Origin of the sequence: Okeania sp. KiyG1 (assembly GCF_014132355.1) — a bacterium.
Lineage (GTDB): Bacteria > Cyanobacteriota > Cyanobacteriia > Cyanobacteriales > Microcoleaceae > Okeania.
In genome coordinates this window covers 193,531-216,824 of record NZ_BLZO01000058.1, presented here as the reverse complement: position 1 = coordinate 216,824, position 23,294 = coordinate 193,531, and the positions used below count along the sequence as shown (strand labels likewise).

Below are 23,294 nucleotides of genomic sequence, written 5' to 3'. Positions count from 1 at the left end.
AGGAGATAAATTTAGGGTAAGTATAGGTGAATCTTAGGATTTTTTGATAGTCGGAGGGGAAAATTCAGGAGTAGTACATTTTTCATCATTGGGTTTCTCAGATTTTGCCTAACTGCCAATTTTTTTAGGAGATAAATTTAGGGTAAGTATAGGTGAATCTTAGGATTTTTGATAGTCGGAGGGGAAAATTCAGGAGTAGTACATTTTTCATCATTGGGTTTCTCAGATTTTGCCTAACTGCCAATTTTTTTAGGAGATAAATTTAGGGTAAGTATAGGTGAATCTTAGGATTTTTTGATAGTCGGAGGGGAAAATTCAGGAGTAGTACATTTTTCATCATTGGGTTTCTCAGATTTTGCCTAACTGCCAATTTTTTCAGGAGCTAAAGCAAGAGTAAGTATGAGTTTCTCTGAAGATTTTTTGATAGTCGGAGGGGAAAATTCAGGAGTAGTAAATTTTCCATCATTGGGTTTTTCAAATTTTGCCTAACTGCCAATTTTTTCAGGAGCTAAAGCAAGAGTAAGTATGAGTTTCTCTGAAGATTTTTTGATAGTCGGAGGGGAAAATTCAGGAGTAGTACATTTTTCATCATTGGGTTTCTCAGATTTTGCCTAACTGCCAATTTTTTCAGGAGCTAAAGCAAGAGTAAGTATGAGTTTCTCTGAAGATTTTTTGATAGTCGGAGGGGAAAATTCAGGAGTAGTACATTTTCCATAATTGGGTTTCTCAGATTTTTACTTGTGCAAATTTTTTCAGGAGCTAAAGCAAGAGTAAGTATGAGTTTCTCTGAAGATTTTTTGATAGTCGGAGGGGAAAATTCAGGAGTAGTAAATTTTCCATCATTGGGTTTCTCAGATTTTACCTAACTGCCAATTTTTTCAGGAGCTAAAGCAAGGGTAAGTATAAGTTCCTCTGAAGATTTTTTGATGGTCAAAGGGGAAAATCCGTAAATAGCAAATTCTCTTTTGAAGTTTTTTTAGGAGGTAAAGCAAAAGTAAGTATGAGTTTGTACTTATAGTTTGCTTGACTGTAAAATCTGTAAATTATAAGTATCGAATCATCAATCAATCTCTAATATTATTGCTAAAAGTTTTGCAGGAGGATTTGTTATGAATCAGTCTTCAGAAATTCAACAAGTCAAAAAATATAAACCACTACTTTACATTACCCCTAATGATAAATCCAGTTTACAACAATCTCTATATTCAGCAATAACTACTGTAGCTACTGAACAAGATAATAATCAATCAAATAGTTTTACATCAAATATCCTAAATCTATTAAACACAGAGATTTTGATAGAGACAGATTTGTTTCTTCCTTTTCCTTTTTCCTATTATGCCTTAAAACGATTAGTAAAAAGAATTATTGCTCGCCAACAAAATATTCAAGATAGCGAACAAGCAAAACTTGACGAAAATACAAAATTAGCTTTAAGTGAATTTAATTTAGAAGGTTGGTCAGAATTTATTACAGAAACTCCTTACTCAGATATACCAGAAGATTTTGACTTTCCTCCCGGTCATCCATTACCAGGAAAATTATATAGAGCGCATCCCTTAAAATCTAAAAGTAATAAATATATTCCTATAGAAGTATTTGACTCTTTACTTTATGCAGAAAGAGAAGCTGAACTAATTCGCTTATTGGTAGATTTAGGAGCAACTCAAATTACAATTAAAGAAAAAAAAGTCGGTAAAACAGCAACGGAAATAGAAGCAAATACTAAACTTACCGGAGCAGGTGGAGTAGAAGGAAAAATAGAAGGAGATATTAATAAATCAGATGAATCAATCAGAAAATTATCACTTGGAGGACAACCCTGGAGTTCGGAAATAGTAGAAAAATTTGACGAAAAAAACTATAGTTGGCTTCCTTATGAACCAGCATGGACAGCAGTTGCTCATAGTCGTTTATACGGAAAATGTTTAACAGCTTCCATTGAATTAACTAATGATGACTCTTATTCTATTTCAGGAAAAATAGGGCTAGCAGAAGGATTACTACAAAACTTAACTGACTTAAATTTAGGAACATCATTTATCCGCAATCAAAATAAAATAAGTCTAATTTATGTTGAATTTTCTCCTCCAGAAAAAAATGGAAAATCTTAACGAAGTCAGAAGTAAGAAATCAAAAGTCAGAAGTTATTTTTGTAACGGCGATTTGAGCTTCGCTCCAAAAATATTTCGCCTTAAAAGGTGGGGTTGCACGACCCAATTATTTTGATAATTTTTATCTAAGCTTTCTTGACATAAATATAGGTATGAAAAAGAATGTAGAGATTTTCCATGGAACATTTCTACCAAAATTTATCGAAAATCAAAATATTGTCTGAATAACTAATAATTTTTGTCTAATATCAATTCCTCTGATTTATACTGTTTTTATTGGAAATTTAGCCGTTGCTGATTCTGGGTATGATTTGATAATTTTATATTTTGGTTTTTGTATTTTGGATGCTTTGAACTACTTGTTAATATTAACTGTTCCCTATTCCCTATTCCCTATTCCCTATTCCCTATTCCCTATTCCCTATTCCCTACAAACCTACTTTTATACCTTAATTCAGCAATGCCGAAATTTATAGACATATCAATTTTATCTATGGTCTTGATGTATGGTCTAATAGGATATATAGCAGTCGAAAGAAAGGGCGCGGACAAGTCAAAAGCTTAAAACTAAGACAACGTAAGATTTTTCCTTCCTCCTTCTTCCTTCTTCGTTCTTCCTTCTGCTATAAAATTGTGAATTAAAATTTCTAGAACATAGGATAAATAAAATAATGACTGAATCTAAAACTGGACGAATGTTGCTTTCCCACAATTTTGAACTCTCAGAAAATACTCTGCCTGAATTAAATAGGAAAGAATTTGCTCAAGTTTTCATTAATGGTTTAAGTAAGTACCCACAACTTAAATGTCGGCAATTAAATCATCCTCATTGGATGGTAGAAATTTTATTTGAACATCAAGTTTTTTCTCCGCCTCAAGTTGGTGAAAAATGTGCTGAAGCTTTAAGAGAAAAGCGAATAATTCAAAAAAATGACAAGGATTTAATTGTTGATATTTTGATTCTCGGAGGTTTGAAAAAAACTCCTCCATTAAGTGATTCTCCCGACACTCTCCAAACAGGAGAATGGGGTATTGATGTTGTAGAAACTCACTCAGCAGAAACTTTTCTCAATATCCTTAACTGGGAGGAAAAAACTGCCGGAAAAACCATTGAAAATATTTTTAAAATAGAAATGAAAAATATTCTTAGTTAATTTATTTACTTAATCCATTTTTGCTTGAAAAGTGGTGCGAGATATATTTCACTCCTTAGTCAAAGTGGTAGATTCAAGATTGGATAATCAAAAAATTATTTAACAATTTGTTGACTAAGAAACAGAAAATATATTTGAGACTTAATTCAACCCTCGAAAACTATGTTCAAAATATAACTAAAGCCTTCTTCCTTACCGAAAAATTGTGGGTATGCGCCTCCCTTTTTAAAGGGATAAAAAACAGACTATTCCTTATGTCAAGCCTCCTGATTACAGAGGTACTTATAACTGATAACTGAAGTCCGCAGTTCCGACCTTATGGGGCTAACTGATAACTGAAATAACCTGAACTTTAATAATACCAATGCTGCCAGACTTGACATTAATTGAAGTTTGAGGTGCTTCAATAGATATAGGTGATTTGATATTAATTTGCGATTGATTTTGAACAGTCTGACAAATCTGATATTCTGGTGATAGTTCTGCGAAATTTTCTAGTCTACTTTCTCCTATATAACCCCAATTAACATAACTTTTTTCTCCGACTATAGTGCCTTTAGATTTGAAAATAGAACTAAGACAAGCACTAACAATTACTATTGGTAGATATAGCAATCGAAGGAAAGAGTGCGGACATATCAAAAGCTTAAAACTCAGATAAGCCAAGATTTTTCTTTCTTCTTTTTTTCCTTCCTACTTCCTTCTGCGTTGATAAATAGTATTATTTTGAAACTTAAAATTAGAGATATTTCCTATTCCCTGACTCTATCGTAAATAACGTAAGCATTCAGCAGTCAGCTAGCATCATAAGGTCGGAACTGCGTCATCAGCTTTATTACCTTTAGTGGACAATTTAAGCTCGTTGTTCTTGTGCTTCAATTCTTTGTTTAAAAATGTAGTAGAAGTTAAGCAAATGCTTGCTTCATTCATTAAAAAGCTGTTTCGCAGCATGACCTAAGAAGAGCTGACCGCTAATAGCTGTTTGCGCAGCATTCCGCAGGAAATACTTACTAAATAACTACATCTATAGAACTACTTCAATATGACTAAAAAATTAAATCGACGCTCGTTTATTTGTTATGGTTCAGTAACTTTAGTAACTAGCTTATTATTAAAAGCTTGTGCTGATTCTCCCTCTACAGTGATTCTTACAGAAAATCCTAGTAATGATTCTATAGATAATTCTGAAACTTTTAAAATTGCTATTGCTTTACCTGGAGTTATTACAGATGGAGGATGGAATCAATCTGGTTATGAAGGGGTGAAAAAAGCAGCCGAAATTCTCAATGGTGAGATGATTTATGTGGAAAATATTGCACAACCAGACCAGGTAGAAACTCTTTCTGATTTTGCCAGGAAAGATTACGATTTAGTGGTAGGTCATGGCGGACAATTTGATGCAGCTATTCAACAAGTAGCTAGTCAATTTCCCAATACATTTTTTTTGGGAGTTAATGGTAATATTGCTGGTGAAAATTATGCTTCAGTGACAACAAATTATTTCCAAATGGGTTATCTTGCTGGTGTAATTGCTGGTTTGATGACTAAGACTAATAAAGTTGCTTATCTTACAGGTTTATCTTTTAAAGGAACTAATTTACAAGGTAAGGCATTTGAGTTAGGTGCTAAGTCAGTAAATTCCAGTGTTGAAGTTGTCATTAGTTACACTGGAGATTTTAATGATATTGCTAAAGGAAAGGAGGCAACTTTGGCTTTAATTTCTACTGGGGTTGATGTGATTTATCACTTATTAGATAATGCTGCTCCGGCAGTTTTGAAAACGGCACAAGAAAAAGGAATTTATGCGGTGGGTAATACAACTGACCAGCTTGATGTTGCGCCAAAAGCAGTGTTGACCAGTGCAGTGCAGGATGTGGGAGGGGCGATCGCTTATATTGCTAATCTTGTTAAAAATAATCAAGTTAAGGGAGAAAAATATATTTTAGGAATTGAAAATCCAGATATTACTAAGTTGGGTCGTTTTAATGATGTTTTGCCAGAGGAAGTTAAGCAAAAAGTGGAAGAAGTTCAGCAGCAAATGTTGGCTGGAAAACTGAAGTTTGAAGATTGTACAGAAAGTGGTCGAGATAAAGTTTGCGTTCAAAAATGAAGGAAGAAGGAAGAAGAAATAAGGAGGAAGGAGAGAGGTAGAAAAGGAAGAAGTAGATAAGGAAGGAGGTGTTTAGCAATCTAGGAGAGAAGGAAAAATCTGGCGTTGTCTGAGTTTTAAGCTGTTAATATGTCCGCGCCTTTTCTTTCGACTACTATAATTAAAGTTAGAAAAATTTTTGAATAATAAATAATACGGATAATGTGGAGGGAAAATATCTACTTCCTCTCTTTAGTTGCGGATGTGGCAATAGTCAATCATTTTGTGAAGCTCATAACTTGAGAGTGTGTAATAGGAAAATATCTACTTCCTCTTTTTAGTTGCGGATGTGGCAATCGTCAATCATTTTGTGAAGCACATAACTTGAGAGTGTGTAATAGGAAAATATCTACTTCCTCTTTTTAGTTGCGGATGTGGCAATCGTCAAATCATTTTATGAAGCGCATAACTTGAGAGTGTGTAATAGGAAAATATCTACTTCCTCTCTTTAGTTGCGGATGTGGCAATCGTCAAATCATTTTATGAAGCGCATAACTTGAGAGTGTGTAATAGGAAAATATCTACTTCCTCTCTTTAGTTGCGGATGTGGCAATCGTCAAATCATTTTATGAAGCGCATAACTTGAGAGTCTGTAGTAGGAAAATATCTACCTCCCCTCTATTGCCACATCCGCAATAGTTAATCATTTTGTGAAGCGCATAACTTGAGAGTCTGTAGTAGGAAAATATCTACTCTCTCTCTCTATTACGGATGTCACAACAGTCAAATCATTTTGTGAAGCGCATAACTAGAGAGTCTGTAGTAGGAAAATATCTACTTCCTCTCTTTAGTTGCGGATGTGGCAATAGTCAATCATTTTGTGAAGCTCATAACTTGAGAGTGTGTAATAGGAAAATATCTACTTCCTCTTTTTAGTTGCGGATGTGGCAATAGTCAATCATTTTGTGAAGCACATAACTTGAGAGTGTGTAATAGGAAAATATCTACTTCCTCTTTTTAGTTGCGGATGTGGCAATCGTCAAATCATTTTATGAAGCGCATAACTTGAGAGTGTGTAATAGGAAAATATCTACTTCCTCTCTTTAGTTGCGGATGTGGCAATCGTCAAATCATTTTATGAAGCGCATAACTTGAGAGTGTGTAATAGGAAAATATCTACTTCCTCTCTTTAGTTGCGGATGTGGCAATCGTCAAATCATTTTATGAAGCGCATAACTTGAGAGTCTGTAGTAGGAAAATATCTACCTCCCCTCTATTGCCACATCCGCAATAGTTAATCATTTTGTGAAGCGCATAACTTGAGAGTCTGTAGTAGGAAAATATCTACTCTCTCTCTCTATTACGGATGTCACAACAGTCAAATCATTTTGTGAAGCGCATAACTAGAGAGTCTGTAGTAGGAAAATATCTACTTCCTCTTTTTAGTTGCGGATGTGGCAATAGTCAAATCATTTTGTGAAGCGCATAACTTGAGAGTGTGTAATAGGAAAATATCTACTTCCTCTCTTTAGTTACGGATGTGGCAATAGTCAATCATTTTGTGAAGCGCATAACTAGAGAGTCTGTAGTAGGAAAATATCTACTTCCTCTTTTTAGTTGCGGATGTGGCAATAGTCAATCATTTTGTGAAGCGCATAACTAGAGAGTCTGTAGTAGGAAAATATCTACTTCCTCTTTTAGTTGCGGATGTGGCAATAGTCAATCATTTTGTGAAGCGCATAACTAGAGAGTCTGTAGTAGGAAAATATCTACTTCCTCTTTTTAGTTGCGGATGTGGCAATAGTCAAATCATTTTGTGAAGCGCATAACTAGAGAGTCTGTAGTAGGAAAATATCTACTTCCTCTTTTTAGTTGCGGATGTGGCAATAGTCAATCATTTTGTGAAGCGCATAACTAGAGAGTCTGTAGTAGGAAAATATCTACTTCCTCTTTTTAGTGCGGATGTGGCAATAGTCATTAGTCAAAACTGCTATAATTTTTGCCCAGGTGCTTACTTTCCCATCTATGGACGAACAAATTTATTAAGTTGTTTAACCAATAAATGTACAGTTGTGGAAGGATTATCATTAACAGGATTAGGTGGATTATATTGCTCTAACAACTTCTCAGCATTTTTAATTGCTTGAGGTTGCTTATTTTTCAAGATTTCATACATTTTCTTACTATTTTTCTCATATTCTTGATTTAGCTTCTCAGTCAAAGCTTTTTTATATTCTTTGCGAGACATGGCGGTATCTCGATATTCAAAATGTAACAAATACCAAATTTCAAATGCTTCATTTGAATAAGCAACTTTAATATTATTATTTTCAGCATCTTTTATAGCTTGATTAAAATTTTTTACCGGAAATGAATCACGGTCATTTCAGTTATCAGTTATCAGTTATCAGTTATCAGTTGTCAAATACACACCAAACTAGATCATTATTATCTTCCTTATCTCTAATTTTTATTGGTTCTTTAACAAGTTTGCTGGGTTCTTCACCCAATCCTCGTACATCAATCACATCTTTAGGCACACGAAAACTCCGCAAATAATTTGGTTCCGTTTCTTCTCCCTCACAAACTATCAAAAAACGCTCAATAACTTCTCGTATTGCTACTGTTTCATTTCTTGAATAATGACTATATTTACTTTTACGGGAATTTTTATAATTTTTCTTAGATGCTTTTTGTTTAGCCATTTTTCTCAAATAATTCAGTTAAATTCCCCAGAAAAGGTATGGCTCCATATTTACCCTTAATATAATCACTTTCAAAAGTCGCATCATTCGGTACTTTGTATTCAACTAAAGAATATAAATCAGTCGATCCCTGCCGATTTTTTTCTGTAAACCATATTTAGTCTCGTCTAAAAATCTTATTACTAAGTAAGTTAGTGTCGTGAGTCGTAAAAATTAATTGGGCGTTTTTAGGATTCGTTTTATTAGAGTTAAATAAATCAATAATTGTGCGAGTGATGATTGGATGTAACCTAGCGTCAAGTTCATCAATTATTAAAATTTCTCCATTTTTTAAAGTATCCAAAATTGGCACGGCAAAAGCAAACAATTTTTTAGTTCCTTCTGACTCATTTTTCTCAAAATCAAATACTTCTAAAGATTCCATTTTTCCTTCAGAGTTATACTTCTTATGAAAACTTTGAATATCATAAGTTAGTGCTCCATAATCTAGCATGACTTTTCTAAATTCCTCTGAAATAAAATTAGGTAACTGTTCTTGTAAAACCTTTTTGGTCTCAATTTTAATATCATCAATACCTAAATCCCATTCCTTAATTAATTGAATAATTTCATTTTTGTATTTACTATCTTTAAAATATTCAACTGTTACTTGTTGATAAAAATCGCTATGCAATCCTGAAATTACATTCAAATTCATAAACCACCGCAAAATACTTGTAGAGATTTTGCCATTAAATTGACCATTGACAGAAAGAAAAAGTGCATTATTTCTTGTCTTATCAGCAATTAATTCTCCTTCTTTAAAAACCTTGGTCATCTTAATGCCATTTTCATCACGTTCAAATAGTCTAGTCTCCCTAACTTTTGGTAAATAAAATAACCATTCAGAAACCACTTGTTTGTTATCGACTTCAAAACCATACTTATATAATTTATGGTCTAAAATAAAAACTATTTCAAAAAAGAAGGTTTTCCTTGTGTCTCCGTATTTAATCTAAATTCCTCTACATTAATAGCATCTTCTATCTGAGTTTCTTTTGAAGAATTAAGCACAAACAGACGCATAAAATCTAATGCTTTAACCAAATTACTTTTGCCACTAGCATTCGCGCCATAAACAGCACAACTTTTCAGCAAATTTAATTCATCATCAACTTGAAAAATATTATTTTCATCAATATTTTGATTATTTGCAGTCACATCTGTAGCCACCATACTCAAAGTGACAATTTTTTCAAAAGATAAATAGTTACCAACACTGAATTGAATCAGTATAGAATTATAAAGAATAGGTCGAGTGGTAAATTTGTGAAAAAATTACAAATTTACACTAATTATACTATTGATGATTACTTTATATTAAATAGAATAATTACCGCTACGGAATATCTCACATAACCCCCTCCTGAAAAGGGAGAAAGTATATAGCCAATATTTTAATCTTTCAGATTACATATACAATTTTAATATGTGTATTGTATATAGTAGTGAACTGTTTCATCTTAAATTTTGCAATAGTAAATTTTTAAGAGATAACTTCTTCTAGTTGTAATAACAAATCTAAAGCACTATTTTAGCTGAAACAGTCTAGTAGGGAAAAATTATAGTGCTATAGCAATCAAAAATCATTTATAAAAAATTTCAGGATATATAAAAACTCTGAAACTTTTACCGAAAAATTGTGGTTTAAAGCCTCCCCTTTTAAGGGGATAATAAATAAAAATTTCATTATTAGTCAATCCTCTTCTTTTCAAGGAGAGGTAATTATTCATTATTCATTATTCATTATTCATTGTTGAAGCCTATTCCTTGTTTCCTAAATTCAAAGATATTTTTACCGATAAATTGTGGGTATGCGCCTTCCCTTTTAAGGGGATAAAAAAGGAAAAAAATCCGTATTTCAAGCCTCCTTATTGCAGGAGGTACTGATAGCGTAGCTCCGACCATAGGAGGCTAACTGATAACTGATAACTGATAACTGAAATGACCCGCAACTGAAATAGGATTGCTATATATATTTAGAATAAATAAATGCTCATTCCCAGGAGTTTTACTATAAAATAGAAATACTCAAGAATAAAATCATAGAAATGACATCAGAAAAAGAATCCTTAAATCAACAAATAACAGACAATTCAACAACTCCCTGGTGGTTAAAAATATGGCAACAACAAAAAGAAAATATTAAAGTTTTGGCGATCGCTTTATCTTTATCTTTATTAGTCAGAGTATTTATTGCAGAACCAAGATATATACCTTCAGACTCAATGATACCTACTTTAGAGGTAGGCGATCGCCTGGTAGTAGAAAAAGTATCTTATTATTTTCATCCACCAGTAGCAGGGGATATTATTGTTTTTCAACCACCCCAACAGTTACAGCGCTATGGTTATGCTAAAAATCAAGCTTTTATCAAAAGAGTTATTGGCCTGCCAGGAGATACTATTAGAATTGAGAATGGTCTAGTGTATATAAATGACCAACCGCTGACTGAAAATTATATTGCTGAACCTCCTGAATATACTTTGCCAATTTCAGTCGAAGTTCCTAACAATCAATACTTTGTGATGGGAGATAATCGTAATAATAGTAATGACTCTCATGTTTGGGGTTTTTTGCCTAAGAAAAATATTATAGGTAGGGCAATATTTCGCTTTTGGCCTTATCCAAGATTTGGACAATTAATTAATTAGGGAGTAGGGTTCAACAATTAATAATTAATAATTAATAATTATTAATTAACAATTCTTTCCTTTTAAAGAAGAGGATTGACTAAAAGGAAAATTTTTCTTTTTATCCCTTTAAAAGGGGAGGCTTTAAACCACAATTTTTCGGTAAATAGTATTTCAAAATTTATGAGGGTAATCTCTATTTTCAGTCAAAAAGACATAACGAATGAAAATCTTTTAATTACTCAAATTATTTGTAAAATTATTTATTTGACACTTGTGATCGAACCTCAAAAATAACACTTCAAACCTAATTTATTACCATTGTTGTTGATCTAAAACAGAAGGTAAACTTAGTTTAGGAAATCTGTAGAATGTATCTCCTTGTTCATCAACTTCTAAAGTTGCGGTGAATACTTCTACTTGACGTTCAAGATATTTCTGAGCTATTTGAGCATCAACTTTAGCAGCAGCAGCTAATTGAATCAAAGAAATTTTACCATTTTGCAGCTCTAGTAACCTGTAAAAAGCATAATCTAAAATACGCTTTTGTTGTTTATCATTAGATAGATTAAAAATAAATGCACCTAATATAACCCCTAATCCTGTAAGTATTACGAATTCGATAATAGCCATTCGATCAAAAAGAGAAAAAAGTAATAAGTAAGAAATCAGAATAAATCAAAAGTACGAGGGTTAACGAAGTCAGAAGTCAGAAGTCAGAAGCGAGTGTGTAATTCTGAGGTCCCCTACGGGGCGCCTACTGTGCGGAAGTAATTCCGCACACAGCCCTCCAGAATGTAAGACACACTTCACCACAGTCAGAAGTTATTTTTGTAACGGGAATTTGAGCAAGCCTCCAAAAATATTTCGCCTTAAAAGGCGGGGTTGCGCGACCCATGTTATTTTGATAAATTTAGAATATTAGGTAGAGCAAAATGTAGAATAAAAACAAAACTACGGATGTATATTCATTAATGGATAATGGATAATTACCTTTGGTTAAAACCATTCTTGATTGAATATAAGGAAACATCCTAGCACTTTTTTTCCCCTTGAAAGGGGAGGCAGAGTAAGCTGAATTATTTAATTAACAACTAATAATTATTAATTATTCGGTAAAACTTTTTGCCTATTAAGCTTGTTAAGGCTAATGGGATAAAATCAATGAATATTTATGCTTTTTACCCTAGTTATCCTCAATTTTTCCTGGTTTTTATAGCTAGAATTTTTATAATTTAAACTAATTAGAGTAATCGGTAGCTTAGTCTTAAAATCTCAAGAATATTTTAGTCACTAAATTATCCAATTACCCTAATTTTAGGCTAAGTTTTACCTCACTATTTTAATTTAAGCTTCAGGTTCAACAAGATTTTCTAATCCAGCAACTACCTTAGCAGAAATAATTTTGTCTCCTTTACCTAATTTTTCCAAAATCTTTTTCCCTTCCACCACATAACCAAAAACCGTATAACGACCATCCAGTAAATTTACTCCTGCAGGCGTTAATTCTGGTTGGAATAAGAAAAAGAAAAATTGAGAAGAACCACCATCATTTTCAGATTCAGGACGAGCCATTGCCACTGTACCATAAGCAGAAAAAGGCAGAACAGGTTGTTCCCGAAAACGACCAATTTCTTCTAAAGTAAAACTATATATTGGCTCTTCATCTCCCTTGACCAAAATTTCCAGTGGGATATTACGATACTCACCACTACCAGGGTCAATAAAACCAACTTCTGGGCCAGGAGGATCTCCAGTTTGTAAAACGTAAGACTGTTCTGAGCGAATAAACTCTAGGCCATCATAAAAACCCCTCTGAACCAAATCTACAAAATTACCTGCTGTAATAGGGGCACTATAACCATCAACAACCAAAGTCAAAGAACCCTTTTCCGTTTCCATCTCAATAGTAGCGCGACCTTTGAGTTGAGGTAAATTAGCAAACTCTGAGGAGACTTCATAGGGAAATCCTTCTAGCATCAACTCTTCAAGCTGACCCACTAATGCCAATAGTTGTGCCCGTTGCTCCAATACTTGTTCCCCATCTTTAGCTTCAGCAACTTCTCGAATATTAATAATGCCCTGCTCAAGTTTTTCAATTATGGCCTCTGCCTCAGATTGTTTCGACTCAGAAACACCAGCTAATAACTTAGATTTACTAATATTAAGAACCCTAGATGCAGCAGCAATATCACTACTAACAGAAGACCAACGTTTACCTCGCAGTCTATTAGCAATATCCTCCAGACTGCGTTGTATTTTACGCACTGGTTCATTGTCTATCGGTAGAGCATACCTTAATAATGCCTTACCATCGGTAATCGGATCGCCTTGGGGCAAACGACTTTCACGAGTTGTTGTGCCCCCACCAAAGTCCCACCAAGCAGCACTAAGGCCAACGGACAAAGTGAAAAGTAATAGTGCTAGGATGCCAGTTTTCAGCAACCGTTTACAAGTGTTAATTACGGAATTGTGTAGATTTAGCATATTTATCAATTTTTATCAAAACGTTAGCTTTTATACCCGCACCATAGCGTAGCTAAAGCCTAACGGCATGGCTCCGCTAAGGTGTCCTATGGGAATGCTAATCAATATTGATATTTACACAGAATATGTTAAAATTTAAACGTAGAATTAGCAAGCAGTAAATGGTTGAAAAAGCTTACAAGTTTAGGTTCTATCCTACTCCAGAACAGGAAAACCTGTTAAGGAGGACTTTAGGCTGTGTTCGACTGATCTACAACAAAGCTTTAACTGCCAGAACTCAAGCCTGGTATGAAAACAAGGAAAGAATAAGCTACAAGCAAACTTCAGCTATGCTGACTTCTTGGAAAAAGCAGGAAGATTTAGATTTCCTCAAAGAAGTCAGTAGTGTTCCATTGCAGCAAGGTTTGAGACATCTACAAACTTCTTTCACTAACTTCTTTAGTGGACGCGCTCTTTATCCTAACTTTAAGAAAAAGCGCAATGGTGGTAGTGCTGAATTTACTAAGTCTGCATTTAAGTGGAAAGATGGTCAAGTCTATCTAGCTAAATGTGTTGAACCATTACCTATCAGATGGAGTAGGCAATTACCACCAGGTTGTACCCCTAGTACAATTACCGTAAAACTTAGCCCCAGTGGTAGGTGGTCTGTATCTTTGAGAGTTAATGACACTAGAGATTTGAGCCTCAAACCGACGAACAAACAAGTAGGGATAGACTTAGGCATTACCAGCCTTTTAACTACCAGTGATGGAGAAAAATTTGCTAACCCGAAGAATCTCAACAAGTTATACAAAAAGCTCAGGTTAGCTCAGAAGTCACTCTCCCGTAAAACTAAAGGTTCTAATAACTATCAAAAAGCCAGACTGAAAGTAGCGAGAATACAGGCTAAGATTAAAGACTCAAGACTTGACTTTACTCACAAGCTGACGACTCAACTGATTCGTGAAAATCAAACGATAGTAGTTGAAGATTTAGCTGTAAAAAACATGGTCAAGAATCATAACCCACCCCCATCCCCTCCCGGAGGGGAGCAAGAGGGGTGGGTAGTGACGCTAACTGGGGGGAGTTAGTCAGACAGTTAGAATACAAGGCTGAATGGTATGGACGGGAATTAGTCAAAATCGATCGATATTTCCCTAATTCTAAACGTTGCTCTAATTGTGGTCATATAGTAGAGAAATTACCTCTAAATATTAGAGAGTGGGATTGTCCTAAATGTGGTAGTCACCACGATCGAGATATCAATGCAAGTATAAACATTTTGGCTGCGGGACTCGCAGTGTCAGTCTGTGGAGCGACTGTAAGACCCGAAGGGAGTAAATCCCGGAAGGCAGGTGTAAAGAAGCAGAAAGCCCTAACCCGTGATGGTTAGGAACCCGCGTTTTATCTATGTGATTCAACGCCGGGAGGATGTCAATCCCTTACTAATATTACATGGCTGTCCACAGTCTTAAAAAAGTCAGAAGTCAGAAGTCAGAAGTCAGAAGTTGTTTGGGACTTGCTGTTTATTAATATACTGATCGGGTTTTGCCATTGCTTAAGTACAGTTTGTTTAACTGGTACTTAATTTTTGTGCAAGTCCCTTTTTGTAATCAGGGAAACAAAATTAATTACACATTTTAGAGTTTGACATCCTCCCCGGCTGTTAGGCACGGGGATTCCTACCGAGCCGTAGCTCCTCGGCGGGTTGACATCTCACAGGCTGCTGCTACTTTGGCAGTAGTCTCATGCTTGCCTCCATGTCCGTTTAATGTCTCGGATTGCCCACCCGCGACTAATATATTTCTTGCTGCATTTTCGTCTCTATCGTGCTTACTTCCGCAATTTAAACATTCCCACTCACGAATTGATAAATCTAATCTTCCACCCTTAAATCCACAACTAGAACAAGTTTGGGATGTGGGTTCCCAACGGCTAATCACCCTAAAATCACGACCGTATTTTTCTGCTTTTCCTTCTAAAAATGTCCTAAATTGCCTCCAACCTAAATCAGAAATAGCTCTAGATAATTTCCGATTTTTAACCATTCCTGAAACATTGTCATACCTCTAAAACAATTGTTTGGTTTTCACGAATTATTTCAGTAGATAATTTATGTAGAAAATCTATTCTTGTATCTTTCAGTTTAGCATGTTTGCGTAGCATTCCGTAGGAAAATTTAGCTATTTTTAGTCTAGCTTTTTCATGACGATTTGTACCTTTAGCTTTCTTAGATAATGATTTACTTAACTTTCGATATTTATTGATTCGTTTCTTTAGTGGTTTTGGTGCATCAAATTTTTGACCATTACTCAAAGTAGCAAAAGTTTTAATTCCTAAATCTATACCTACTGAATTATCAGTTTTAGGTAAGGTTTCAGGCAAAATTTCTACTACAAAACTTAAGAAATATCTGTTAGCTGAATCTTTGATTATTGTTACTGATGATGGAACATTTGGTAGTTCCCTTGACCAGACAATTTTCAGCTTTCCTATTTTGGCTAAATACACCTTATGCTGGCCAACTTTAAATCCACCTTTTGTAAACCTTGCAGTCTGTCTTGACTTTCTAGTTTTGAATTTAGGAGGTTTAACAGGTCTGCCCTTTCTCTTACCTTGAGTTGATTTAAAAAAGTTTTGATAAGCCTGGTTTAAATCATTCAAAGATTGCTGCAGTGGTATAGCAGAAACCTCTGATAACCATTCTCTATATTCAGTTTTTTTAGCTTGAGTAATAAACTGTTTTTGTAGCTCAGAGTTAATAGGTTTCTTCTCTCCAGATTTGTACTTTTCCTGACAGCAAGCTAGACTATCATTCCAGACAACACGGACACAACCAAATAGCCTTGCTAATCGGTATTTTTGTCCCAATGTTGGATATATACGGTACTTAAATCTTGCTTTCATAAAATGACTTTTGAACTAACAATATGATAACATAACCTGTGGCAAAAATAAACTAAAAAGTCGCCCTAGAAGGGCGAGGCTTTAAACCCAATTTTTCGGTAAAACCCTTACTCTATATAGATAGTATTGTTTGTGTAAATACGGCTTGCCGATCAAATCTCAAAGTATTGACAGATAAAGGCTTTAGCATTTTTGGGGCCTTTAAAAAGTGCCAGGTTTTTAGTGTAAAAAGCTCAAAAAGTTAGGATTTTGGGCAGACAAAAGCAGAAAAATTAAGGGACAAATAGATCCGACTATTTCCTCTATAGAACCTGTTTGGTATTTCTAAAAATTTAGGCGCCATTCGGAGCTTTGCGTCAGCAATCGCTCTTATTACTTAACTTAAGCATATATCTTTATCCTCAAAAGACATCTCCAACCATCAAAAATAAAATCAATTATCGTAGAGCGTGTCATCAATTATTTCCCTCTACTCCCTTTTTCCCCTCCTGGGAGGGGTTAGGGGTGGGTCCCTACTCCCTACTCCCTCATTTGGTGGAGAGAGCTAAAAGATACGGTTAGGGGTTCTATAATTCCCTGTTCCTCCTAACTACTCTAATCTCCCCTCCTGGGAGACGTTAGGGGTGAGTCCCCTATTCCTTAACAAGACTTTTTCAATCCCTCAATAATTCTGTGTATGTGCTTAACAGGAATTTTGAGCAACCTTCCAAAAACGTTTCGCTAATCAAGGAGGGGTTGGGCAACCCAATTATTTTGATAATATTTTTAGGGACAAAAATATAGGTGATTTTGACACTCCACGGGATAAATCCGCGTGGATTCGTGACTAGGAGTTGTAAATCGGGTTAAAACCTCGATTTTCACATTGCTCGCAACAACCACATTGCCAGTACCGTACCGTAGTACGTATACAGCAGCAGTCCACGCTTACGGTGTCAATTGCCACTACTCTCTCCGGCCAAAAGACCATTGAGGCTACTTTTTAAGTTTAAGGTTAATTATAACACATTTTTTGACTACGGATTAAAATCCGCGCCCGTCGTTTCCATCCACCGCTTAAAAGACGGTGGTTTCCCATTTACCGAAATTTTACGATGAATGAGGTGTTGACATCCTCCCCGGCCTAAAGGCACGGGGATTCCTACTGAGTCATAGCTCCTCGGCGGGTTGACACTTCACAGGGTGCTGCTTCCTTGGCGGTAGTCTAACGCTTCCCTCCACGTCCGTTTAGAGTTTCCGAGTGCCCCCCGGCAACTAATAACACTATAGCATATATTCAATTCACTTAACATAAAAATAAAAAGTCGCCCTACAAGGGCGAGGCTTTAAACCCAATTTTTCGGTAAAAATTTCTTTCATCTCCCACAATATTCAACCATTATTTCAACTCCTGAATCTTTGCTCCTAACGAAGAAACTCCTTCAAATATTTCTAGAGAGTATTGTACGATGTCTAATGTTAAGTTCTAATCTGAATAATTAAAAACCGCAATAACGGTGTTATATGATTTCTAGTAATGATTTTCGCCCCGGTGTGACTATTGAATTGGATGGTTCAGTTTGGCGGGTAGTAGAATTTCTGCACGTTAAACCAGGTAAAGGTTCTGCTTTTGTCCGAACAAAGCTCAAAAATGCACAAACTGGCAGTGTAGTGGAACGAACATTTAGAGCTGGAGAAACCGTACCTCAAGCTACTTTGGACAAGAGAGCTATGCAGCATACCTATAAAGATGTTGACCAATTTGTGTTTATGGATATGGAAACTTTTGAAGAGGCCAGTTTAAGTTCAGAGCAAATTGGCGAGCGTGTTAAGTATCTAAGTGAAGGTATGGAGGTTAATGTTATTAAGTGGGGCGAACAAGTAATAGAAGTGGAACTGCCCAACTCAGTTACTTTAGAAGTAACAGAAACTGACCCTGGTGTTAAAGGAGATACTGCTACTGGTGGTAGTAAACCTGCTATTGTCGAAACAGGTGCTCAAATTATGGTTCCTTTATTTATATCTAAAGGAGAACGGATTAAGATAGATACTCGAAATGATTCTTATTTGGGTAGAGAGTAATAACAGAAAACTAGATTTATTGCGGAAGTAAGTTATGCATTGATTGTGTAATTCTGAGGTCTGTTTACGGGGGTTAATAAATGTGCGGAATTATCGTGGCACAAGGCCCCTTTAGCAGACTCTAAGATTTACTTAAAAGAGCAACATAGCACAAGGAAGAATGAAGAAAGAAAAATCTTACTTTGTCTGAGTTTTAATATCTCGATTTGCCCGCGCCCTTTCCTTCCACTGCTATAACAGATATAAAAGGATAATTTATTTTAATTTTGGTTTTATTAATAAGTCTAATTTATAGCAATATGATTTTAGTTGTGAGATATTGGAGACTTTTGTTCTAGGGAATAGGTATGGAGGGAATAGGTATGGAGGGAAGAAACGAATACATAAGAATTAAGATAACTGCTATATTCTATGCTTTAAAGGAACACTTCAATTCTCGCATCTGATTCCTGATTGCTATAGTATCCTTAGCAGCTAATAATTCTCCTGTATTTTTCTCTAAACTGCTACATTTTTTTATTAATAAGTAGTAATTCTGCTAAAACTTAAATATCAAGCTAACTTCTGTCAGTCAAAAAAATATATAGCTTTTAATTTCACGCTTCTACATCTATACTAAAACAGTAATAAACTCTTCTTTTTATGCAAAATTAATTGAGTTTAACGGCGATTAAGTGAGGATATAAAAACAGTGCAATTAGATTTACATCAACTGCGAGAACTGCTAACAGCAATAGACCAAACTAATATTTCGGAGTTGACTTTAAAAAGTGGAGATTTAGAATTAACAGTACGAAAAGGAACTTCATTTAGCGATCGCCTCCCATTACCTTCTTCCGACCGGACTGACGCTTCCGAATTTGTTTCTCCTGCTGCTGCCCCATTAGACACAACAGCGACCAAAACTGTTCCTATGACTCTAGGAACGCCTCCTACGGTCTCCAGCAAATTTGAAGAAATTTTATCTCCAGTTGTGGGCACTTTTTACCGCGCTCCTGCTCCTGATGAGCCACCATTTGTAGAAGTGGGCGATCGAGTTACTTCTGGCCAAACAGTTTGTATTATTGAAGCAATGAAAGTTATGAATGAGATTGAAGCAGAGGTATCTGGACAAATAGTAGAAATTTTAATCGAAAATGGGCAACCCGTAGAATATAATCAGCCTTTAATGTTAGTTAACCCCAACTAGAGTGTATAAAAATCATGCCACAATTGATTGAAAAGCCAACTCGGATTGAACCTACAGGTAACAAACCTAAGCAAATTGACGAGTATATTGGTCGTGTCAATAGTCAAACAGATGCTATTAGTGTTGCTCAAATGCACTCTCCCAGTGGCTGGATGGAACCAGGTCAAAGGCCAGAATTTGATGAATTTACTTTGGTACTGAAGGGAAAACTGTGTGTTGAGTATGAAGGCGGTAAGTTAGAAGTTAATGCTGGCCAAGCAGTAATAGCTCGCAAAGGAGAATGGGTAAAATACAGTACACCTGGCGCTGAGGGAGCAGAATATGTTGCCATTTGTCTGCCTGCTTTTTCCCCTAATACTGTTGCTTGCTAGAGCTGAAAAATATAGACTATCCAAGACTTATATCTACAAAATGTCTATGTTTTTACGCCATTAATCTGTGTTATTATTACATACGTCTGCTAAGACCAGAGGATTTTAGCAACGATTATGGAGTGTTTTGCACTCGACTTTTCATAAGGATGAAAGCCCCAGAGGGAATCCTAAACTCAATGTATTTGAGCGGAACATTAACCTTCTCTGCCAGTAGACTTATGGACAGGTGAGTCGGAAAATCGCTTTTAGTCACCGATGGAGAGCGTGTCTAGGATTGTCTAGATTTTTAGAAGGTGTAAATCGTGATTCTGATTGACTACTTCCCGGACTCAAGTCACGGGGATTCTAAGTAGATACTACGCAACAGGATAAATCCGTGTTGCTTTGCTTCGTCTATTCTTAGCTGACCAAAGATATATTCTTTGGGGACAAGTCAAAGTGCCCCTACACAGTCGGCTAAGGCTAATACCTACGCGTTCTGCCTACTTTTTGTTAAGAATAGTAGCACAGGACAACTAAAGTTGTCTAGTCTAAACGACTCCCTTGTTTTCATCCCCCGTTTAAAACACGGGGGCTTTCAAGGTCGCTTTTCGGTAAATACTGAAAAAGTTGACTATGGTAGGAGCTGCTTTGAACTATCTGTTTACTTTAAAACCGCCGCTGAAATGATATATGATATGTGACATAATCCCACGCCAACCTTAAGGTATGGCGTAGGCTTCTCGTTTCTCAGTCCCGGTACCCCGTCGGACAAGCGCGTGCTTTAAAAACGGAATGCCCTACCCCCCTATTTTTAATATTTATTGCTGCATTTCCGTTTGTCATGCTCCGCAAACAAATCGTGGTCAATAATAACACAGCAATTGGCACAATAATGAGTTCTTTCTGGTAATTTTTTGGGGACCCCCTCACCACAATTTGAACAATTTTGGCTCTGTTTTTGAGGATTCACAACTATAGTCTTCACCTCCAGCATTTGCCTCCTGGGTCGGAGCTGCGCTAACAGCTTTAACAATTAAATAATAGAAATTGTCCCCATCCAGTTGATTGCCCAAGTTTTAGGCTTGATTTTTGCTAGAATAACAGAAATTTTTAAATAATGGTGAAAAACTCCAGAATAGTATTGTAAATCAATTAGACATCGAATCCAATTGATTTACCACCGATTCATCTGGTCGCCAATTTTTCAAATATGGCGTGAGGCTTCTCGGCGATGTAGCTAAAATTGGAATTCTTGCTGAAAATTATTGCGAGTAATGGGCTGAGATACTTCTAAACCTTCACCCCCAAGCATTTTTAAAGGTTTACCACCGACAAAAATCCACACTTTTACATCTGGTTCTAAACTAGAGGCAGTATAGATAACTTGTCCCAAGCGACTTATCATCGAAGCACTACCACCTCCAGAAGTAAATTCTTCAGATAAGTCGATGTAGACCCCATTATTTTCAACAGTAAGCGCTTGAACTTTTGTGCCTGTGGGAATAGCACTCAAGACATCGGTATTTGCTGGACCTACGAGCAAGTGATCGAAAGCAGCTTTTAATATAGCTTCTGGTTCATCTGCTGTTTCTAGTTTTACTTTAGAAGAAACTAAATCTATTTCTTCAGCAGCATTTTTGACCCAATAAAGTTCTACAGTTTTTTCTGTAACTGCTTTGGGTTGAGGCACATCCAAAGGAACAGAGTCTGGAGATTCAACTTTAGCAGGAGGTGGGGGAGGCAAAGTGTCATCAGGTGAGCTTGAAGTAGGGGGAGTTGTAAAGGTCTGAGAATTATCAGAAGTTTTTGTGGTGGTTGATTGTAAATTTGTCCATAAGGCGATGCCACCACCTACCGCCACTGCCAATGCACAAACACTGGCCACGATACCGAGAGATAAATTATTAGTTTGATTTTGATCTTTCATTGTGAGAACTTTCCTTAAGAGTTAGGCATAATGGCAGTGAGGAGCTGAGTTGTAACTTTCTCTTAGGTTAACTATGTTACTTCTATTAGAACTGATTTATAAATACTAGAACTGATTTACACATAGAATCTCAAGAAAGTTTTGTCCAAGTTAAATTCGTGTGTTATTTATTTATTGTTAATTATAGTTTAGCCATAGTGAACCAATGATTTAATTTATAGCTTCCTGATTTACATCATGGTCAAGCGTAGCTATAATAGGTTTGTTTGTACTAAAAACTAAGTAGGGCTTGCTGATTAATTCTCAAAGTATTGACTGATATTGGCAAGTGCGTTTTTGGGTTTAAAAAAGTACCAGCTTTTCGGTGGCAAGAGCTGCATAAAGCTAGTATTTTGAGATGATTATGGCAGAAAAATTGAGGAACAATTTTTCCGACTACCTCCTCTATAATTCCCATGTCTCCTGTCTTCCCCTCCTGGGAGGGGCAGGGGTGGGTTGTCTCCTGTCTCCTGTCTCCTACCCTCACTCATAAGACTTTTTCAGCAAACCCTAAGTATACTGCTTTTGCTCAAAAGCTGGAGAATTATTAATCATGCTCTATGGTATTTATACCCTTGCTAATGATACTGTTTACGATCAACTGGTCGCTCTGCTAAACAGTATAGAAAAAAATATTGGAACTCATATACCTGTCTGCATAATTCCCTATAATGACAACCTAAGTAAAGTAAAATGGGAGATTCAGTCCCGTCCTAACGTTACCTTATTCAGTAACTTATCAGTAATTCAACAATGGGATAATTTTATTAATGATGTTTGGGAGGCACATCCAAGAGCTAAAGACCCTAAGCATCTGAGGCCAGGTTGGTACAAAGGCTTTGTTCATCGTAAGTTTGCCGCCTTTGAAGGAGAATTTGAACGTTTTGTTTTTTTTGATGCTGATAGCTTGGCAATGAAACCTATTGATGATGTATTTGAACGCCTAGACCAGACCGATCTCGTATTTAATGACTGGGAACATTCCAAGCGGGGCGATAAAACAGAGGTGATACCAGAAAAGTTAGCGGAAAAATTAAACTGTCCCGTGGCTGATATTTATCCTCAATTTCATTGTGACAGTTTTTTCGGATCTAAATATGGGCTTTTTAATGGAGAAGTTTTAGCTAGACTCAAAAATTTTCTTATTAACGATGGGGCTATTCAATGTGTTCGAGATCGCTGTTGGTGGTCTACATCAGCACTTTTTAGCATTATGACAATTAAAGAAAATTGCAGTTTTTTTAATTTTACCCAAAGTGAGAATGGACAAGAACGCACAGGTAATTGTGCTGATGCCGATCCTTTTATTTATAAAGATGGCGTTCTGTATAACGAACAAGGTTTGAAGCCTATTCATCGCATTCATTATATGAATTATCCTTCCATTGACTTCTCTCGTTTATGTCAAGGGGAAGCAGTAAATATTCGATATGCAGATACCTTTTTGGATTACCGTTTTTTGAAAGATCCAAGTCAAAAACCTCAAACATTAAAAGAACTCAGCACTTTAAATAAGGTTAATCGTAAGGTCAGTAGTGTAATCAAAAAAGTTCGTAAATTTTTCTAAAATTATTTTCAATTGGTAGTCTATAGCAATCCTAAATAAGTTGTCACA

20 protein-coding genes and 1 pseudogene are annotated in these 23,294 nt (G+C 35.8%); 11 read left to right on the top strand and 10 right to left on the bottom strand.

What is annotated here, in order from left to right; genetic code table 11:
* Nucleotides 1-1,109 precede the first annotated feature (1,109 nt).
* Nucleotides 1,110-2,114 (top strand): hypothetical protein, encoded by a 1,005-nt coding sequence (locus SAGCYANO_RS11625; protein ID WP_202220215.1) that lies wholly within the window; start codon nucleotides 1,110-1,112, stop codon nucleotides 2,112-2,114.
* A 671-nt stretch (nucleotides 2,115-2,785) separates the two neighbouring features.
* Nucleotides 2,786-3,268 (top strand): DUF2656 domain-containing protein, encoded by a 483-nt coding sequence (locus SAGCYANO_RS11620; RefSeq protein WP_202220214.1) that lies wholly within the window; start codon nucleotides 2,786-2,788, stop codon nucleotides 3,266-3,268.
* A gap of 324 nt (nucleotides 3,269-3,592) precedes the next feature.
* Here SAGCYANO_RS11620 and SAGCYANO_RS11615 read toward each other — a convergent pair whose 3' ends face one another.
* Complete coding sequence (locus SAGCYANO_RS11615; protein WP_202220213.1) at nucleotides 3,593-3,934, bottom strand: hypothetical protein; 342 nt, start codon at nucleotides 3,932-3,934, stop codon at nucleotides 3,593-3,595.
* 376 nt (nucleotides 3,935-4,310) lie between these two features.
* Between SAGCYANO_RS11615 and SAGCYANO_RS11610 the strand changes: the two genes are divergently transcribed.
* Together SAGCYANO_RS11610 and SAGCYANO_RS11605 are read left to right on the top strand one after the other, a co-directional pair.
* Nucleotides 4,311-5,378 (top strand): BMP family protein, encoded by a 1,068-nt coding sequence (locus SAGCYANO_RS11610; RefSeq protein ID WP_202220212.1) that lies wholly within the window; start codon nucleotides 4,311-4,313, stop codon nucleotides 5,376-5,378.
* A gap of 1,604 nt (nucleotides 5,379-6,982) precedes the next feature.
* Complete coding sequence (locus SAGCYANO_RS11605; RefSeq protein WP_202220211.1) at nucleotides 6,983-7,177, top strand: hypothetical protein; 195 nt, start codon at nucleotides 6,983-6,985, stop codon at nucleotides 7,175-7,177.
* Between the two features lie 203 nt (nucleotides 7,178-7,380).
* Here SAGCYANO_RS11605 and SAGCYANO_RS47510 read toward each other — a convergent pair whose 3' ends face one another.
* The 3 genes and pseudogenes from SAGCYANO_RS47510 to SAGCYANO_RS11595 form a co-directional block, all read right to left on the bottom strand.
* A complete protein-coding gene (locus SAGCYANO_RS47510) occupies nucleotides 7,381-7,701 on the bottom strand; it encodes an RloB family protein (RefSeq protein ID WP_255502543.1) in 321 nt (106 codons plus the stop codon).
* 70 nt (nucleotides 7,702-7,771) lie between these two features.
* Nucleotides 7,772-8,062, bottom strand: coding sequence for an RloB family protein (locus tag SAGCYANO_RS47505; protein WP_255502537.1), 291 nt, complete (start codon nucleotides 8,060-8,062; stop codon nucleotides 7,772-7,774).
* A gap of 157 nt (nucleotides 8,063-8,219) precedes the next feature.
* Nucleotides 8,220-9,127, bottom strand: a pseudogene (locus SAGCYANO_RS11595) (AAA family ATPase).
* Between the two features lie 1,025 nt (nucleotides 9,128-10,152).
* Between SAGCYANO_RS11595 and lepB the strand changes: the two are divergent.
* Nucleotides 10,153-10,755 carry a signal peptidase I gene (gene lepB, locus SAGCYANO_RS11590; protein ID WP_202220210.1) on the top strand — a complete coding sequence of 201 codons (603 nt, stop codon included), beginning with the start codon at nucleotides 10,153-10,155 and terminating at the stop codon, nucleotides 10,753-10,755.
* A gap of 294 nt (nucleotides 10,756-11,049) precedes the next feature.
* Here the strand turns inward: lepB and SAGCYANO_RS11585 are convergent, their stop codons facing one another.
* Both SAGCYANO_RS11585 and SAGCYANO_RS11580 read right to left on the bottom strand, forming a co-directional pair.
* On the bottom strand, nucleotides 11,050-11,367 hold the full coding sequence (locus tag SAGCYANO_RS11585) for a hypothetical protein (RefSeq protein WP_202220209.1): 318 nt from the start codon (nucleotides 11,365-11,367) through the stop codon (nucleotides 11,050-11,052).
* 714 nt (nucleotides 11,368-12,081) lie between these two features.
* A complete protein-coding gene (locus SAGCYANO_RS11580; RefSeq protein ID WP_202220208.1) occupies nucleotides 12,082-13,221 on the bottom strand; it encodes a peptidylprolyl isomerase in 1,140 nt (379 codons plus the stop codon).
* Nucleotides 13,222-13,382: 161 nt separating this feature from the next.
* On the opposite strand from SAGCYANO_RS11580, the gene SAGCYANO_RS11575 reads away from it, so the two are divergent.
* Together SAGCYANO_RS11575 and SAGCYANO_RS50215 are read left to right on the top strand one after the other, a co-directional pair.
* Entirely contained in the window at nucleotides 13,383-14,291 is a 909-nt protein-coding gene (locus tag SAGCYANO_RS11575) for an RNA-guided endonuclease InsQ/TnpB family protein (RefSeq protein ID WP_375339915.1), read from the top strand.
* Entirely contained in the window at nucleotides 14,261-14,593 is a 333-nt protein-coding gene (locus SAGCYANO_RS50215) for an RNA-guided endonuclease TnpB family protein (protein WP_375339914.1), read from the top strand. Before SAGCYANO_RS11575 ends, SAGCYANO_RS50215 begins: the two co-directional genes overlap by 31 nt.
* A gap of 289 nt (nucleotides 14,594-14,882) precedes the next feature.
* Here SAGCYANO_RS50215 and SAGCYANO_RS49185 read toward each other — a convergent pair whose 3' ends face one another.
* Complete coding sequence (locus tag SAGCYANO_RS49185) at nucleotides 14,883-15,248, bottom strand: RNA-guided endonuclease TnpB family protein (RefSeq protein ID WP_307785869.1); 366 nt, start codon at nucleotides 15,246-15,248, stop codon at nucleotides 14,883-14,885.
* 13 nt (nucleotides 15,249-15,261) lie between these two features.
* A complete protein-coding gene (locus tag SAGCYANO_RS11570; protein WP_307785868.1) occupies nucleotides 15,262-16,107 on the bottom strand; it encodes an RNA-guided endonuclease TnpB family protein in 846 nt (281 codons plus the stop codon).
* A gap of 1,503 nt (nucleotides 16,108-17,610) precedes the next feature.
* Between SAGCYANO_RS11570 and efp the strand changes: the two genes are divergently transcribed.
* From efp to SAGCYANO_RS11555, 3 genes are all read left to right on the top strand, one after another.
* The gene (gene efp, locus SAGCYANO_RS11565; RefSeq protein ID WP_202220207.1) at nucleotides 17,611-18,168 is read left to right on the top strand and encodes an elongation factor P; all 558 of its coding nucleotides are present in this window, start codon (nucleotides 17,611-17,613) and stop codon (nucleotides 18,166-18,168) included.
* Nucleotides 18,169-18,859: 691 nt separating this feature from the next.
* Nucleotides 18,860-19,357 (top strand): acetyl-CoA carboxylase biotin carboxyl carrier protein, encoded by a 498-nt coding sequence (gene accB, locus SAGCYANO_RS11560; RefSeq protein ID WP_202220206.1) that lies wholly within the window; start codon nucleotides 18,860-18,862, stop codon nucleotides 19,355-19,357.
* 14 nt (nucleotides 19,358-19,371) lie between these two features.
* Nucleotides 19,372-19,728 carry a cupin domain-containing protein gene (locus SAGCYANO_RS11555; RefSeq protein ID WP_202220205.1) on the top strand — a complete coding sequence of 119 codons (357 nt, stop codon included), beginning with the start codon at nucleotides 19,372-19,374 and terminating at the stop codon, nucleotides 19,726-19,728.
* Nucleotides 19,729-20,524: 796 nt separating this feature from the next.
* Here SAGCYANO_RS11555 and SAGCYANO_RS50210 read toward each other — a convergent pair.
* The gene (locus SAGCYANO_RS50210; RefSeq protein ID WP_375339913.1) at nucleotides 20,525-20,746 is read right to left on the bottom strand and encodes a zinc ribbon domain-containing protein; all 222 of its coding nucleotides are present in this window, start codon (nucleotides 20,744-20,746) and stop codon (nucleotides 20,525-20,527) included.
* A gap of 204 nt (nucleotides 20,747-20,950) precedes the next feature.
* Nucleotides 20,951-21,640: a GerMN domain-containing protein gene (locus SAGCYANO_RS11545; protein ID WP_202220203.1), complete on the bottom strand. Its 690-nt coding sequence runs from the start codon at nucleotides 21,638-21,640 to the stop codon at nucleotides 20,951-20,953.
* A 592-nt stretch (nucleotides 21,641-22,232) separates the two neighbouring features.
* Between SAGCYANO_RS11545 and SAGCYANO_RS11540 the strand changes: the two genes are divergently transcribed.
* A complete protein-coding gene (locus SAGCYANO_RS11540; protein WP_202220202.1) occupies nucleotides 22,233-23,246 on the top strand; it encodes an Npun_R2821/Npun_R2822 family protein in 1,014 nt (337 codons plus the stop codon).
* Nucleotides 23,247-23,294 lie beyond the last annotated feature (48 nt).

What these genes read in the sequence shown, in the direction of transcription:
- SAGCYANO_RS11625 (WP_202220215.1), top strand. Translation starts at nt 1,110, where the DNA reads ATGAATCAGTCTTCAGAAATTCAACAAGTCAAAAAATATAAACCACTA.
- SAGCYANO_RS11580 (WP_202220208.1), bottom strand. Translation starts at nt 13,221, where the DNA reads ATGCTAAATCTACACAATTCCGTAATTAACACTTGTAAACGGTTGCTG.
- SAGCYANO_RS11585 (WP_202220209.1), bottom strand. Translation starts at nt 11,367, where the DNA reads ATGGCTATTATCGAATTCGTAATACTTACAGGATTAGGGGTTATATTA.
- SAGCYANO_RS11610 (WP_202220212.1), top strand. Translation starts at nt 4,311, where the DNA reads ATGACTAAAAAATTAAATCGACGCTCGTTTATTTGTTATGGTTCAGTA.
- SAGCYANO_RS11570 (WP_307785868.1), bottom strand. Translation starts at nt 16,107, where the DNA reads ATGAAAGCAAGATTTAAGTACCGTATATATCCAACATTGGGACAAAAA.
- efp (WP_202220207.1), top strand. Translation starts at nt 17,611, where the DNA reads ATGATTTCTAGTAATGATTTTCGCCCCGGTGTGACTATTGAATTGGAT.
- SAGCYANO_RS11545 (WP_202220203.1), bottom strand. Translation starts at nt 21,640, where the DNA reads ATGAAAGATCAAAATCAAACTAATAATTTATCTCTCGGTATCGTGGCC.
- SAGCYANO_RS11620 (WP_202220214.1), top strand. Translation starts at nt 2,786, where the DNA reads ATGACTGAATCTAAAACTGGACGAATGTTGCTTTCCCACAATTTTGAA.
- SAGCYANO_RS49185 (WP_307785869.1), bottom strand. Translation starts at nt 15,248, where the DNA reads ATGGTTAAAAATCGGAAATTATCTAGAGCTATTTCTGATTTAGGTTGG.
- SAGCYANO_RS11575 (WP_375339915.1), top strand. Translation starts at nt 13,383, where the DNA reads ATGGTTGAAAAAGCTTACAAGTTTAGGTTCTATCCTACTCCAGAACAG.
- SAGCYANO_RS47505 (WP_255502537.1), bottom strand. Translation starts at nt 8,062, where the DNA reads ATGGCTAAACAAAAAGCATCTAAGAAAAATTATAAAAATTCCCGTAAA.
- lepB (WP_202220210.1), top strand. Translation starts at nt 10,153, where the DNA reads ATGACATCAGAAAAAGAATCCTTAAATCAACAAATAACAGACAATTCA.
- SAGCYANO_RS11540 (WP_202220202.1), top strand. Translation starts at nt 22,233, where the DNA reads ATGCTCTATGGTATTTATACCCTTGCTAATGATACTGTTTACGATCAA.
- SAGCYANO_RS11555 (WP_202220205.1), top strand. Translation starts at nt 19,372, where the DNA reads ATGCCACAATTGATTGAAAAGCCAACTCGGATTGAACCTACAGGTAAC.